This window comes from Streptomyces sp. CA-278952 (genome assembly GCF_028747205.1).
Lineage (GTDB): Bacteria > Actinomycetota > Actinomycetes > Streptomycetales > Streptomycetaceae > Streptomyces.
In genome coordinates, this window is sequence record NZ_CP112880.1 from 1,477,142 (window position 1) to 1,491,851 (window position 14,710).

Annotated in this window: 8 protein-coding genes; 1 reads left to right on the forward strand and 7 read right to left on the reverse strand. The window is 68.6% G+C overall.

What is annotated here, in order from left to right:
* Together N7925_RS06470 and N7925_RS06475 are read right to left on the reverse strand one after the other, a co-directional pair.
* Entirely contained in the window at nucleotides 1–4,461 is a 4,461-nt protein-coding gene (locus N7925_RS06470; RefSeq protein ID WP_274343324.1) for a bifunctional glycosyltransferase/CDP-glycerol:glycerophosphate glycerophosphotransferase, read from the reverse strand.
* A complete protein-coding gene (locus N7925_RS06475) occupies nucleotides 4,458–5,639 on the reverse strand; it encodes a CDP-alcohol phosphatidyltransferase family protein (protein WP_265598545.1) in 1,182 nt (393 codons plus the stop codon). The genes N7925_RS06470 and N7925_RS06475 overlap by 4 nt, the downstream gene beginning before the upstream one ends.
* 585 nt (nucleotides 5,640–6,224) lie before the next feature.
* On the opposite strand from N7925_RS06475, the gene N7925_RS06480 reads away from it, so the two are divergent.
* Entirely contained in the window at nucleotides 6,225–7,328 is a 1,104-nt protein-coding gene (locus N7925_RS06480) for an LCP family protein (protein ID WP_265598546.1), read from the forward strand.
* 179 nt (nucleotides 7,329–7,507) lie between these two features.
* Here N7925_RS06480 and N7925_RS06485 read toward each other — a convergent pair whose 3' ends face one another.
* The 5 genes from N7925_RS06485 to N7925_RS06505 all read right to left on the reverse strand — a co-directional run bounded on the left by N7925_RS06485 (nucleotide 7,508) and on the right by N7925_RS06505 (nucleotide 14,607).
* Nucleotides 7,508–8,632: a hypothetical protein gene (locus N7925_RS06485; RefSeq protein ID WP_274343325.1), complete on the reverse strand. Its 1,125-nt coding sequence runs from the start codon at nucleotides 8,630–8,632 to the stop codon at nucleotides 7,508–7,510.
* Between the two features lie 143 nt (nucleotides 8,633–8,775).
* Complete coding sequence (locus N7925_RS06490; RefSeq protein WP_265603767.1) at nucleotides 8,776–10,242, reverse strand: amino acid permease; 1,467 nt, start codon at nucleotides 10,240–10,242, stop codon at nucleotides 8,776–8,778.
* A 189-nt stretch (nucleotides 10,243–10,431) separates the two neighbouring features.
* Complete coding sequence (gene dxs / locus N7925_RS06495; RefSeq protein ID WP_265598548.1) at nucleotides 10,432–12,345, reverse strand: 1-deoxy-D-xylulose-5-phosphate synthase; 1,914 nt, start codon at nucleotides 12,343–12,345, stop codon at nucleotides 10,432–10,434.
* Nucleotides 12,346–12,508: 163 nt separating this feature from the next.
* Nucleotides 12,509–13,822 (reverse strand): sugar ABC transporter permease, encoded by a 1,314-nt coding sequence (locus tag N7925_RS06500; protein WP_274343326.1) that lies wholly within the window; start codon nucleotides 13,820–13,822, stop codon nucleotides 12,509–12,511.
* The gene (locus N7925_RS06505) at nucleotides 13,819–14,607 is read right to left on the reverse strand and encodes an ATP-binding cassette domain-containing protein (protein ID WP_265603768.1); all 789 of its coding nucleotides are present in this window, start codon (nucleotides 14,605–14,607) and stop codon (nucleotides 13,819–13,821) included. The genes N7925_RS06500 and N7925_RS06505 overlap by 4 nt, the downstream gene beginning before the upstream one ends.
* Nucleotides 14,608–14,710 lie beyond the last annotated feature (103 nt).

Here is a 14,710-nt window from a genome sequence, read left to right on the forward strand (position 1 = left end):
CTAAACCCGTTCCTTCTGGTGATCCGTGGGCCGTCCCATGATGAGCGGGGCCGACATGCGCCCCGGGTCGCCGCCTGCGGCGGCGTCCATGGAGTCGATCACGTCGAAGGCCCGTCGACAGTTGTTGGTGTCCCGCAGGACGAAGAACTCCTCGGCCCGGCGGCGGTACTCCGGCTCCACCTGGAAGTCGCGGGCGATCGACGCGATGATCTCGTCCACCGCTTGGTCGACCCGGCCGCACGCCGGTCCGAAGCCGTCCCGCGCGAGGTCGAAGTAGCCCCGCTTGTAGTGCTTGCTGTAGAACGCATCGTCGTCGAAGTTCGTGTAGACGATCGGCTTGCCCATGTACGCGACGTCGAAGAACACCGATGAGTAGTCGGTGACGAGCATCGAACACTCCCGCATCGCCAGCTGTACGTCGCGGCCGGTCGAGGAGACCGTGATCGACGGGTGGTCGATCCGGAAGTGCTTCAGGTAGGGCCGGATCTCGTAGTGCGGCATGAACTCCAGCTCGACCGCATAGTACTGGAGCGCCTCCAGCAGCCTCTCGTCCCGTAGCAGGGCGGAGAAGAACCGGTAGTACTCGGACGCGGCGAACGGGATCTCGGGCTTGGCCGCCTTGTTGTACGAGGGCGCCACGATGTCCCGCCGCCACGTGGGCATGACGAGGATCTTGCGAGGTCCGGGGGCCGGGGTCAGCGCGTCGTACCGGGGCAGCCCGGTGGCCGCCACCCGGTCATATCCGTAGCCGCAGTGCTCCGCGTAGTAGGCACGCTCGCTGCGCCCGGTGGTGAGCACCATGTCGACGTTGGTCACCTGGGCGTGGATGGACTGGACGACGTCGTTGTAGACGACGCCGTGCTGGAGGAAGACCCGCTTGTAGCGCAGCAGATCTCCGTATCCGCGCAGGAACGCTCGCTTGGACAGACCGGGGAAGCCGAGGTAGGCCTCCAGGTCATAGGCGTTGATGAGCCGGGTGGCGTGCAGGAGGTAGGCGCGGTACCTCCACGAGAGCCGGTCGATGACCCGGCCCAGGTGGTCGATCTTCTGACGGTCCGGCGCGTCTCCGTTGATGGCGTAGTACACCTTGCGCCTGGGCTCGTTCTCCCTGATCCACTTGAACAGGTGGTACGAGTTGTCCTGCGCGGTGTCCTCGCGCTCACCGATGATCCAGATGTCCTTGCCGTGCAGTTTCGGGTACATCAGCCAGTACAGCAGCCGGGTGCGCCAACCAGCCCTGCCTGGAAGAGAGTTGCGCAACTCCTCCCGCAGCCGGCCGAGGGCGAACCGCGACTTGTGCAGAGCACCGCTGACCCGGCGGAGGGTAACGGTCTCGTCGTCGGCGATGGTCAGGCGCATCCGCGCACGCCCGAGGCGGTGCACGCCCTTGAACCGGTGCAGCATCTGCCGGGCTTCCACCGGCATGTCCTGCTGCCGCTCCCCCTCGTGGACCCGCAGCCGCAGCGTGAGGTCACGGTTGGAGAGGCGGCTCAGGTCACCGGGTCGGGCCACCGCACGCCAGCCCGCGTACCAGTCCTGTTCCTTACGGGCCCGCCAGCGGTCGCGCCGGTAGACCTGCTCGACGGTGAGGGGCACCTCATCGGCTCCGTCGCTCAGCACGAGTTCCAGGCGGTTGCTGAAGAGCTCACCGATGTCGACGCCACCGAGCACCAGGAGGCCCTCGAACCGGATGTGCTCCCCGTCGGCGACGAGGGTCTCCAGGACCGCCTTCTGCCGTTCCACCCGCAGCAGGGTGGTCTCGACGCGGTCCTGGACGAGGCGGCGGTGCATGCCGGCGTCGTCGATCAGCAGGTCCGGCCGATACTCGGGCTTGCTGTACGGATCGCAGAACAGCTCGTAGTCGCCGGTGCGGACGGCGTGGTGCTGGAGCCGGGCCATCGGGACCGCCGCGTACGTGAGGATCAGCTCATCGGGTATCCGCTCGTAGAGGTCGCAGAGCACCGGGAAGATGCCGGCGATCTCCATGCGGCTCATGATCCGGTGGATGTTGCGCAGATGCGGCTGCATCGAGCGCACCACGAAGCGCAGTGCGAGCCGGGCGCTCCGGGGACTCAGCCGTTGCGACATCTGGACGACGTGTCGGCAGAGCCGGATCAGCTCCTGGGTCTTGACGGGATCGTTCCACGTCAGGTCGAAGAGCGAATCCCGGCGCTCGGGGTCCCGTTCGAAGAAGACAGCGGTCGGCGCGGTGGTCACCGTGCGAGCCAGCAATGCCGCGGGCACGGTGAGCCAGGCGCCCTCGAAACCCGGCCCGTGGCCGGTGCGCAGACCGTGCTTGCGCAGCAGCGAAGTCCTGAACAGTTTTCCGCCGAGCTCGGTGGAGAAGATCAAGTACGGGGCGTCGTCGAGCCCCTCCGCCCGGGGGGCGTCCCGCTCGAAGTAGCGCTGCCAAGGCTCGTCGCCGAACCGGCGCGGCCCGGGAAAACTGTCCAGGTCCCCGACCACCACGTCGGCCTTGACCCGGCGGGCGGCGGCGACCAGCCGGCCCAAGCAGTTCTCGCCCAGGACGTCCTGGGCTCGGGCGAACGTCACGTAGGGCGCCCGGACATGGCTCAGCCCGTTGTCGTAGCTGGAGCGCTGCCCCAGGGCGATCTGGCTGACCACCTCGACGTTGGCGTGGAACGAGGAGAACTCGGCCAACTGTGCGGCCGTGGCGTCCGTGGAGCCGTCGTCCACCAGGATGACCTGGGTGGCGGCGAACTCGCGCTGCGCCAGCAGCGAGCTGAGAAATTCGTAGAGGTGATACTCGTCGTTGCGGCAGTGCACCACGAGCGACGCGGCGTACTCCGTCGACCGTTCGGGAGGGCTCTGGGCGGGCTTGCCCTCCCACCACAGCCACGGAGTACCGCGGGGGCGGTCGGTGGTCAGCGTCTCCCTGGTCTCCGGGCGCAGGGCGAGGTTGCCGCTGATCGTCCGGTAGATCTCGTAGGATCCGTCGCGCCCACGATAGCGCTGCTGCTCGATGTCGACGCCCGTGACAGCGACGGTGGTGGTGGCGCGTTCCCCGCCGTGCCTGATCTGCACGAAGAGGTTCCAGTTGCCGGGCGGACCCGTTGCGCCGAGCGTCGCGTCGAGGTCCACAGTGGTGTGGTAGCGGATGAACTCCTCGTCGACGTCGATGCCCTTGACGTCGAAGACGTGGTCCGCCTTGGTGCTGCGGCGGCGCAACACGGCGGTGAGCTCCAGCTTGTCCTTCGGCCCCACCCGTCCGAACTGGTTGCGGATCCATCCGGTCACATGGAGGGTGCCGTCCTGGATGTCGACCAGGGTGGCCTGATTGAACAGCCGGGCGTCGGAGAGGCTGTTGCCGCTGAGGTCGAGGTCCGTGACGTCCAGGAACCGTTCGGCGTCCGGCCGGCCCAGCAATGCCGCCGACCAGTAGACCCTGCCGTCGCGCTCCACCAGGTCCGAGCTGAGCACGCTGCGGCTCTGGGTGTAGTCGGAGACGGTCAGGGCGAGATCGACCCGGCCGTGCATCATGGTGAACGCGCGGACGCGCTCCAGCGGCCCGCAGAGATCGTAGACATCGAGCGGCATGGACTGCAGGTACGGTGCGACGAGGTTGGCGAATCCCTTGCGGAACTCGGCGTCACCCGACCGGAGTTCAGGGGTGTACAGCCGCAGGTCGTGCGAGAGGAACTTCGCCGCCTTGTGGGCCAGCAAGTCCCGCGCGCCGTTGCGCAGCAGAAAGGCGTCGGCGTACTGGTGCACCAGAACGCGGTCGCGGATGCTGCGCAGTTCGCCCCGTCGGTTGGTGATGGACGGGGCGTCGCTCTCGCGCTCCCAGATCCACCGGTAGACGGGGACGGGGAGCAGGGTGATCGTCCGTGCGCAGTACCAGGCGACGGTCGAGAAGTAGGTGTCCTCGAAGTAGAGCTCTTCCGGGAAGCGGATGCCCTGGTCGAGCAGGAAGTCCAGCCGGTAGAGCTTGGCCGCGGCGATCGGGTCGTCGAACAGTTCGGGCATGGCACGCAGGCCGCCCTCCACGGTCCGGGCGGTGCCGTACAGCTGCGGCTGCCAGACCGTCACCTCGTCCTTGGCGAGGTTGACCCGCAAAGCGCGGCCCGCCGTGATCTCGGCGCCGGTGGCGAGCGCCGATTGGAGGAGCGACTCGCAGGCCTTGTGCGGCAGTTCGTCGTCCGCGTCGAGGAACATCAGGTACTGACCGGTGGCCACGGCGATGCCGTTGTTGCGGGGTGCGCCGACCCCGCCACTGTTGCTCTCGCGCCCGATGACGCGTACTCGCCCGTCGCGGGCGGCGTATTGCCGGGCGACAGCGAGCGTGCCGTCGGTGGAGGCGTCGTCGACGACGATCACCTCGACCTGCGAGTGGGTCTGACGCAGTGCCGAGTCCAGGGCGCGCCCGAGCGTGGCGCTCGCGTTGAACGCGCCGATGACGATGGAGACGCGGTAGTGGTCGGCCGGTGCGGGAGTACTCATCGCCGCCGCCCCTCGGCCTCCACCCAGCGCACATCAGCGTGTGGACCGGGAGGGTGGAAGACGGGGTCCGCGGCATAGCCGACCCCCGGCGCGGCGTGTCCGTCCTGCTCGTCGTAGCGAAAGCCCACGTCGTGACGGGGTTCGGGGTACGGCTGGAAGCCTGGGTCCTCGTACGGCTCCGGGGCGGGGAAGCGCTGCTCCACCGGTACGCCCGCGACGGTCACTGGGTCGTATACGGGCTCGTCGCCGCCCCTGCGGTGACGGCCGGCGTGGAGATGGCTGGCGACACTGCCCACGGCGACGAGGGGCTCGGGGGCCAGTTCCTCGACCACCCGGGTGAAGTCGCGGGTGGAGAGCCAGAACTTGTACATGATGACCAGCTCGAAGAGGCCGAGCAGCACCGCGGAGACGGCGGTGGTCCACAGGATCTGGCCGATCAGTGGACCGATGATGAAGATGAACATCTGGAATTCGATGCCGCTGATGAGGTGCGGCCGCATCCTGGTGCGCAGCAGCGCTTGGCGCAGCCGTGTGTACCAGGGGAAGCGGTCGCGGAACTGGGCGTGCAGGTCCACGACGTTCTCGGCCTGCTGCTTGAGGAGGTCGGCCTCGACACCGGGATTTTCCCGGAGAAGGTCCTCCATGAAGACGACTCCCGGCCCCTCGGGGGCCTCGGCCTCGCGCCTGGCCTCCTTGAGCTTCTCGATCTTCGTACGCATCGACATGCGCATCTTGTAGATCTGGAGGGCGTCGACGTACCGGAGCATGTCGAGGAAGACGACGACCAGGGCAGCGATCAGGTACCAGGCGCTCTCGCTGCGGAGGTACTGACCGCCCATCAGGGCGAGCGCGCAGAAGAGGACGCGGATGCGGTCGAAGACGTAGTCCAGCCAGCCGCCGAAGACCGTGCCGTTCCCCTTGAGGCGGGCCAGCTTTCCGTCGATGCAGTCCAGGATGAAGCTGACGTGGTAGAGCGCGGCTCCGATGATGAGCGACTGGGTGTCACCGCGAAGGAAGAAGCCCGCGGAGCCGAGGCCGACGAACAGGGCTGCCCAGGTGACGCCGTTAGGGGTGATGAACCCGAAGCGCGCGATGCGGATGAGCACCCTGGTAGCGACCGGATCGACCAGGAGCACGGTCCACCAGGCGTCACGCTTCTTGCAGGTGAGCTTCTGCACAGCCCGCAGAGACAGCTTCCTCTTCCCCATAACCCCTCAGCCGTGGACGTCCAGCACAGCCCCGACGCGCCGCTCTCGCGGCCACTGGGGGCGGGATGCCCACAGTTTGTTTACCAACTGCGCACATCTAGCGCTGCGCAGCTTAAATGAATCTTAAAGAATCACACAATCAGATTACCGTTGACCACGGAGCGCGACGAAAGATGAACGGTCGGTTAATCAGCGTCCAACGGCTCACCAACCCCGCCCACCCGCTCCTCACGGAGTCTTTATGCGGCAGTATGAGTGTGACAACTTATGATCACGTGATGATCGACACACGATAGAGGTTTCTCCGCACCCGACCGTAGGTGCGAAGTCTGTCTATAGTTCTCGGACGGCTGTCCGATTCAGGCGATCGCGACACCCCATGCCGTGTGACCGTGCGCAGCTCGGACCGCCGCACCCCACGGCCCGGTTCGATCTCTCGACGTACGGACGGACTTCCCCAGCTCGCGTCAACGCGCAGGCGGAAGAGGCTATTCACCCCCCAGGTGGCACACCAGACCGGTGTGTCCTTCGTCCGGGCCAGAGGAATCGAACAGTATGAGCGAAGCCACGGCAACGCACGGCCGACGCGCCACCCGTGAAGGCGGAGGCCGCAGACGCGGCAGGGAACGAACGCGCGGACAGCGCGTACGCCGGTGGGTCGGATGGAGTCTGGTCGCTCTCCTCCTGGTCGCGGGCGGCACAGCGTGGTGGCTCTACCACCGCCTGGACTCCAACATCACCGGAGTCGACCTGAACAAGGCGCTCGGCGAGGACCGCCCGGAGAAGCTCCCCACCAGCGGTCAGAACCTTCTCGTCCTCGGCTCCGACTCGCGCGCCGGTGCGGAGAACAAGGACCTGGGCGGCGGCGGCAACGTCGGAGGCGCCCGCTCCGACACCGCGATGGTCGTCCACATACCCGAGGGCCGCGCCAAGGCGACCGCGGTCTCCATCCCCCGCGACACGCTGGTGAGCCGGCCCGAGTGCACCAAGGCCGACGGTTCGTCCGTCTCCGCCGCCGACCGCGTCATGTTCAACTCGGTCTACTCGCAGGCCGGCCCGACCTGTGTGGTCAAGACGGTCGAGAAGATGTCCGGGATTCGCATCGACCACTACATGGAGATCAACTTCGCGGGCTTCAAGGACCTGGTGGACGCGATCGGCGGGGTCACCGTGACCATCGACGAGCCGATCCGCGACAAGGCCAGCGGGCTCGAACTCGAAGCGGGCACCCACCGTCTGACCGGTACCCAGTCGCTCGCCTTCGTACGGACGCGGCACGGCATCGGTGACGGCAGCGACCTGGGGCGCATCGGGCTGCAGCAGCAGTTCATGCTCGCGCTGCTCAGTGAGATCAAGAAGCAGGACCTGCTCAGCAGCCCCACCAAGACATACAAGATCGCGAATTCCGCGACCGGCTCGCTGACCACCGACTCGGAGCTCGCCTCGCTCACCAAGCTCGCCGAGTTCGCCCGCTCCATGAACGGCATCGACCCGGCGTCGATGGAGACCATCATGCTGCCGGTGCGCTATGACACCAAGGACCCCAACCGCGTGGTCGCCGCCGAGCCTCAGGTCACCCAATTGTGGAAGGCCCTCCGCGCCGACCAGGAGATTCCCGAGTCCGCGAAGAAGTCCCCCGCTACCGGTGGCGGTTCCTGAGCGGACCCCGGCAAGCAGGGCCGCCGCAGCGCAAGGTCGTGCTGATCGGCCGTCGAGCAGCCAACGCGAAACGCCCGGCCGGAGTTTCCCGGCCGGGCGTTTCGCGTGGAGCGCCGTCTCACGTCGTTGCACGGAGCACCTGGTCGACGGCTCCTCCGTGCCGTTCCAGCGGAAGTGCTTCAGCCGACCCGTACCGCCGGGGCCATCGCTAGGCCCGGCTCGTTGTTCTGCTGAGCGATGTACAGGGCCCCGTCCGAGCCGATCATGCCCAGCACTATCCGGCCGTGCGCGTCGAGCGCGAGGGCCGGGGCCGCCGGGGTCCGTTCACCGGTGGGCGACCACCACACGCCGGCGCCCTCGTTCTCCGTGCCGCACGCCGCCAGCATGACCTGGCCGTCCAGCTCCCGGTGAGCGATCACCGTGCAGTCGTAACCGTCCAGAACGGCGCGCAGGACAGTGGCCGGGCCCTCCGCCGGAGCGCCGCCCAACGGGATCACCCAGGTGCCGGGGCGATGCGCCACGATGCCGTTGCCCGCCGGATCGGTCCAGTAGTAGGTGTGGCGGCCCGGCGCCGTCTCCAGAGCAGCGACGCCGCCGGGCGCGATCTGTACCGGGATACGCGTCACCGGCCCAAATGCTCCGTCCTCAGCGGCCTGGACCCACCGCAGGGCCTGGCCGTCGCCCGGAGCGAACAATTCCATGCCGCCGGAGGCCGGAACCGACACGGCCGGGGCGTCCTGGGACTGACCGCCCTTCAGGTCCTTCCAGCCCTCCCAGACACCGCCCTTGCCCTCGCGCCGCAGCATCACGCTGCCGGTGACGCTCCGCGCGAAAACGTACACGGCGCCGGACGGGCTGACCGCGACGACGGGGGACCCCACCTCCACCGCGAGGTCGCGCTCCTTGTGCGGGTTGCCCAGTGAGCTCCAGGATCCCAGCGGGCGGCCCGTCTGATACTGAATCGCATGGGCGAAGTCGACTCGCGTCGGCCCGTCCCCCCTCGTCACGGACCGGCGGGCCATGACGTGGACGAAGCCGTCCTGACCCTGCGCCACCGCCAAGTGCGTCTGCCCGGGGATCTGGATGAGTTCGGGCCCGGTCCACGCGGCGCCCCCGGGGCGGCTCTGAGTCCACCGCAGCAGACCGTCCTGGTGGCGGGCGTAGGCGGTCAGCCGACCGTCCTTGCCCAGGGTGATCCACCGTCCGGCGACCGGGGCCACCGCCCCGGTCCTGCTGCTGAGGCTTCCGCTGGCGGACGGTGCGGGGGCTGTCCCCCGGGCCGAGCGTCCCGATCTGACCGGCATGGTGTGAGGTCGTCCTTCCCGTGATTCCCGACCCGACCCCGATTCCGCGGTCGCTGCGTCGCCGGAAGGGAAAGGTCTGACCTACCCATCATAGAATCCCCGTTCGACCATCGTGGACGCAGCGGTCGTGCGCCCTCCCCACCTCACGTACGGGACGCGCCCATGCGGCTGTGGGAGCGCCCGTACACGAAGTAGATGATCACCCCGAGGACCATCCAGGCGCCGAAGCGGACCCAGGTCTCCACCGGCAGGTTGAGCATCAGCCAGACCGACGCGGCCACCGAGGCGATCGGGAGCACCGGCACCCACGGGGTACGGAACGCGCGGGGCAGGTTCGGCTGGGTGCGGCGCAGGACCAGGACGCCGAGGGCGACGATGACGAACGCGAAGAGCGTGCCGATGTTCACCAGGGTGGCCAGCTCCTCGATGCTCGTGAACCCGGCGATGATCGCGATCAGCACGCCGAGCAGGATCGTCGGGCGGTAGGGCGTGCGGAAGCGCGGGTGCGTCTTGGAGAAGAAGCGCGGGAGCAGGCCGTCGCGGCTCATCGCGAAGAAGACCCGGGTCTGGCCGAGCAGCAGGATCATGCAGACCGTGGTGAGCCCGACCGCCGCGCCGAAGCTGATCAGTCCGGCGTAGAAGGGGTGCCCGGTGGCCTTGAAGGCGTCGGCGAGCGGGGCGCTGACGGAGAGTTCGCGGTAGTTCTGCATACCGGTGACCACGATCGACACCGCCACGTAGAGCACCGTGCAGATGATGAGCGAGCCGATGATGCCGCGCGGCATGTCGCGCTGGGGCAGCTTGGTCTCCTCGGCGGCGGTGGCCACCACGTCGAAGCCGATGAAGGCGAAGAAGACGATGGAGGCGGCGGTGAAGATGCCCATGATGCCGAAGTTCGTGGGTTCGTAGCCGAACAGCAGCTGCACGAGCGGGGCGTCCCAGCCCGAGCCGGCGGGCTGTTTCTCGGCCGGCGGGATGAAGGGCTTGTAGTTCTCGGCCTTGATGAAGAAAGCTCCCGCGATGATCACCATGAGGACCACCGCGACCTTGATCGCCACCACGACCGAGGTGACCCGGGCGGACAGCTTCATGCCGACGACCAGGATGGCGGTCAGGACCAGCACCAGGGCGAAGGCCAGAATGTCGAAGCCGAATCCTTCCGCCACGTCCGTCCCCGAAAGGACTTCGGGCATCGTCCAGTCGACGTTGTCCATCAGTGAGCGGACGTAGCCCGACCAGCCGACGGCGACCACCGCGGTGCCCAGCGCGAACTCCAGCACCAGGTCCCAGCCGATGATCCAGGCCACCAGTTCGCCCAGCGCGGCGTAGGCGAAGGTGTAGGCGGAGCCGGCCACCGGGACGGTGGAGGCGAACTCGGCGTAGCAGAGCGCGGCCAGCGCGCACACCACGCCCGCCGCGGCGAACGCGATGGCGGTGGCGGGGCCCGCCGTCTCCTTGGCGACCTGTCCGGTGAGGACGAAGATGCCGGTGCCGATGATGACGCCGACGCCGAAGACCGTGAGGTCCAGGGCGGAGAGGGACTTCTTGAGCGCGTGTTCCGGCTCCTCGGTGTCCAGGATCGACTGTTCGACGGACTTGGTGCGGAACATGCCGTTTCCGCGGGGTGGTGTGACCTGCGCGCTCACCTGCGATACCTCCACGCATTCGTTGTGAACGCCATGATGGGGACCCTGCCGGACGCGAACGCGCCATCTGGCCCGTTTCATGCGAATGGGCCGGGAGAACCACCCGTACAGGGGTGGTTCTCCCGGCCCGTCGGCCGTGCGGAGGTGGCTGCGTCAGTCGCGGGCGGGCTCCACCGCGCGGCTCTCGAAGCGGCCGTCGAGCTTGGCGACCAGACCGGTGACCTGCCGGGCGATGTCCGGCGCGGTCAGGCCGATCTCGGCCATGACCTCGCCGCGCGAGGCGTGGTCGAGGAAGACCGGCGGGATGCCGAAGTCGCGCAGCGGTACGTCGACGCCGGCGTCGCGCAGGGCCTGGGCCACGGCGGAGCCGACGCCTCCGGCACGGCTGTTGTCCTCGACCGTGACGACGACGCGGTGGCGCTCGGCGAGCGGGGCCAGCGCCTCGTCGACCGGCTTGACCCAGCGGGGGTCGACGACGGTGCTGGAGATGCCCTGGGCGTCCAGCAGGTCGGCGATCTCCAGGCACATCGGGGCGAGCGCGCCGACGGAGACGATCAGGACGTCCGGGCGTGCGGCCTTCGGCTCGCGCAGGACGTCCATGCCGCCGACCCTGCCGACCGCCTTGACGGCGGGGCCGACCGCGCCCTTGGAGAAGCGGACCACGGTGGGCGCGTCGTCGACGGCGACGGCCTCGCGCAGCTGGGCGCGGACCTGGTCGGCGTCGCGCGGGGCGGCGATCCGGAGGGTGGGCACGCACTGGAGGATCGACATGTCCCACATGCCGTTGTGCGAGGCGCCGTCCGTGCCGGTGATGCCGGCCCGGTCCAGGACGAAGGTCACGCCGCACTTGTGCAGGGCGACGTCCATCAGGACCTGGTCGAAGGCGCGGTTGAGGAAGGTGGCGTAGACCGCGAAGACCGGGTGGAGTCCGCCGGTGGCGAGGCCGGCCGCGGAGGCCGCGCCATGCTGCTCGGCGATGCCGACGTCGTAGATCCGGTCCGGGAAGGCTGCCTCGAACTTGCCGAGGCCGACCGGCTGGAGCATGGCCGCGGTGATGGCGACGATGTCCTCGCGCTCCTCGCCGAGCTTGACCATCTCCTCGCCGAAGACCGAGGTCCAGTCGAGGCCGGAGGTGGCGATCGGCAGGCCGGTGTCCGGGTGGATCTTGCCCACCGCGTGGAAGCGGTCGGCCTCGTCCTGGAGGGCGGGGGTGTAGCCGCGGCCCTTCTCGGTGAGGCAGTGCACGATGACCGGGCCGCGGAAGCGCTTGGCGCGCTGGAGCGCGGATTCCAGGGCCTCGATGTCGTGGCCGTCGATCGGGCCGACGTACTTCAGGCCGAGGTCCTCGAACATGCCCTGCGGGGCGATGAAGTCCTTGAGGCCCTTCTTGGCGCCGTGCAGGGTCTCGTACAGCGGGCGGCCGACGACGGGCGTGCGCTCCAGGATGTCCTTGCCGCGGGCCAGGAACCGTTCGTAGCCGTCGGTCGTACGGAGGGTGGCGAGGTGGTTGGCCAGGCCGCCGATGGTCGGGGCGTAGGAGCGCTCGTTGTCGTTGACGACGATGACGAGGGGGCGGTCCTTGGCGGCGGCGATGTTGTTCAGCGCCTCCCAGGCCATACCGCCGGTGAGGGCGCCGTCACCGATGACCGCGACGACGTGGTCGTCCTTCTTCAGGACCTCGTTGGCCTTGGCGAGGCCGTCGGCCCAGCCGAGGACCCCGGAGGCGTGGCTGTTCTCGATGACGTCGTGGTCGGACTCGGCGCGGGAGGGGTAGCCGGAGAGGCCGCCCTTGCTCTTGAGCCGGGAGAAGTCCTGGCGGCCGGTGAGCAGCTTGTGCACGTAGCTCTGGTGGCCGGTGTCCCAGAGCACCCTGTCCCGGGGCGACTCGAAGACCCGGTGCAGGGCGATGGTGAGCTCGACGACGCCCAGGTTGGGGCCGAGGTGTCCGCCGGTCTTGGACACCGCGTCCACGAGGAAGGTACGGATCTCCTCCGCGAGCTGGTCCAGCTCACCGAGGCTGAGCCGGTCCAGGTCGCGCGGTCCCTTGATGCGGGTCAGCAGATCCACCCGTGCCTCCTTGCGTTTGAGCTGATCGAGCGTGCCGATCCGATGAGTCTAATGTTCCGCTCGCGGCGGCGGGCATCGGGCGGCCCTCTTCGCGTCCGGAATGCCGGAAACGCGCAGGTGCCCGGAGCCCTTGGGGGCACCGGGCACCTGCGCGGTTGTGCGGTCAGGCGCGGCCCGCGGTCTTCTGGGTCCTCCGGGTGACGGAGTCGATGACGACCGTGGCGAGAAGCACGGCCCCCGTGACCATGTACTGGATCGGGGTGGCGATGCCCTCCAGCGACAGGCCGTACTGGATGGAGACGATCACCATGACGCCGAGCAGCGCGTTCCAGGTGCGTCCCCGGCCGCCGAAGAGGCTGGTGCCGCCGATGACGGCGGCCGCGATGACGTTCATCAGGAGGTCGCCGGTGCCGGAGCCCTGGTTGGCCGCCGCGATCTTGGAGGCCCAGAACAGGCCGCCGATCGCCGCGAAGGTCCCCGCGATGGAGAAGACGGAGACGCGGATCGCGGTGACGTTGATGCCGGCGCGCCGGGAGGCCTCGACGCTGCCGCCGAGCGCGAAGATCTTCCGCCCGTAGGCCGTGCGGCGCAGCACGAAGTCGGTGCCGACCAGAACGATCAGGAAGAGGACCAGCGCGAGCGGCAGGCCGCGGTACTGGTTGAACATGTACGCGGCGGCGAAGCCGAACACGCCGATGACCGCGGTGCGCACGACGATGTCGGCGAGCGGGCGGGCCGGGATGCCGGCCGCCTCGCGGCGGCGGGTGTCCAGGAAGGCCGCGGCGAAGTAGCCGATGACCGCGATGGCGGCCAGCCCGTAGGCGGCGGCGACATCGGTGAAGTAGTACGTGGTCAGCTTGCCGACCACCCCGTCGCCGTCCAGGTTGATCGTGCCGGAGTCGCCGAGCAGCTGGAGCATGAAGCCGAGCCAGAACAGCAGGCCGGCCAGGGTGACGGCGAAGGCGGGCGCCCCGACCCGGGCGAAGAAGAAGCCGTGGATCGCGCCCATCACCGCGCCGCTGACGATGGCGACGAGGATCGCCAGCCATTCGTTCATGCCCTGGCTGACGCTGAGCACCGCGACGAGGGCGCCGGAGACACCGGAGACGGAGCCGACCGAGAGGTCGATCTCGCCGAGCAGCAGGACGAAGATGATGCCCACGGCCATCATGCCGGTGGCGACCATCGTGGTGGCGATGTCGCTGATGTTCTTCGCGGAGAGGAACTCGGAGTTCATGCTCTGGAAGACGATGGCGATGATCGCGAGGCCGACGATCACCGGGATCGAGCCCAGGTCGCCACCGCTGATCTTGCGCTTGAACTCGGTGACGTAGCCGCCGAGGCCCTGCTCGCGGACGAGCAGGCGGGGGTCGATCACCGTGGCGGCGCCCTCGGCCGCGTCCGGATTGCCGACCGGCGGCGCGTCGGCCGGGGTGCCGGCCTTGTCCAGCGAGGTGGCGGACTTGTCGGTGGTCACTTGGAAACCTCCGCGTTGCGCGCCGCACGTCGGGTCACGGCGTTTTCCGTGGCGCCGGTGATGGCGGAGATGATCTCTTCCTGGGAGGTGGTCTTCACATCGAAGACACCGTTGTTCCGGCCCAGCCGGAGCACGGCGACCTTGTCGGCGACGGCCTTCACATCGGCCATGTTGTGGCTGATGAGGATGACCGCGTGGCCGCGCTCGCGCAGCCGCTCGACGAGGTCGAGGACCTGGGCGGTCTGCTCGACGCCGAGGGCGGCGGTCGGCTCGTCGAGGATGACGAGCCGGGGCTCACCGAGCATCGACCGGGCGATGGCCACGGTCTGGCGCTGGCCGCCGGAGAGCGAGGCGATCGGGATGCGGACGCTCGGGATGCGGATGGAGAGCCTGGACAGCAGCTCTCGGGAGCGGCGCTCCATCTCGACCTCGTCCAGGATGCCGAACCTGCGCAGCTCCCGGCCGAGGTAGAGGTTGCCGACGACATCGATGTTGTCGCACAGCGCGAGGTCTTGGTAGACGGTCGCGACGCCGAGGTTCTGGGCGTCGTGCGGCTTGTCGATCCGCACGGCCCTGCCCTCCCACTCGATGACGCCGTCATCGATGGGGTGCACTCCGGCGATCGTCTTGACCAGCGTTGATTTACCGGCGCCGTTGTCGCCCACCAGGGCGACCACCTCACCGGCGTGGACCTCAAGCTCTACATCGGTGAGTACCTGTACGGCACCGAAGCGCTTGGAGACCCCTCGCAACGCCAACACGGGCGTAGCGGACACATGAACCATCTCCTTCGCCGCCTGACCGGCGGGGATGCCGCGCCCGGGGGAAGGCGCGGCGGTGTCGAGCACAGAGAGAGAAAACAGGGTGAAGCGTTCCGTCCGACGCCCC

Coding starts and splice junctions, on each gene's coding strand:
- N7925_RS06505 (WP_265603768.1), bottom strand. CDS start 14,607: ATGGTTCATGTGTCCGCTACGCCCGTGTTGGCGTTGCGAGGGGTCTCC.
- N7925_RS06485 (WP_274343325.1), bottom strand. CDS start 8,632: ATGCCGGTCAGATCGGGACGCTCGGCCCGGGGGACAGCCCCCGCACCG.
- N7925_RS06470 (WP_274343324.1), bottom strand. CDS start 4,461: ATGAGTACTCCCGCACCGGCCGACCACTACCGCGTCTCCATCGTCATC.
- N7925_RS06490 (WP_265603767.1), bottom strand. CDS start 10,242: ATGTTCCGCACCAAGTCCGTCGAACAGTCGATCCTGGACACCGAGGAG.
- N7925_RS06480 (WP_265598546.1), top strand. CDS start 6,225: ATGAGCGAAGCCACGGCAACGCACGGCCGACGCGCCACCCGTGAAGGC.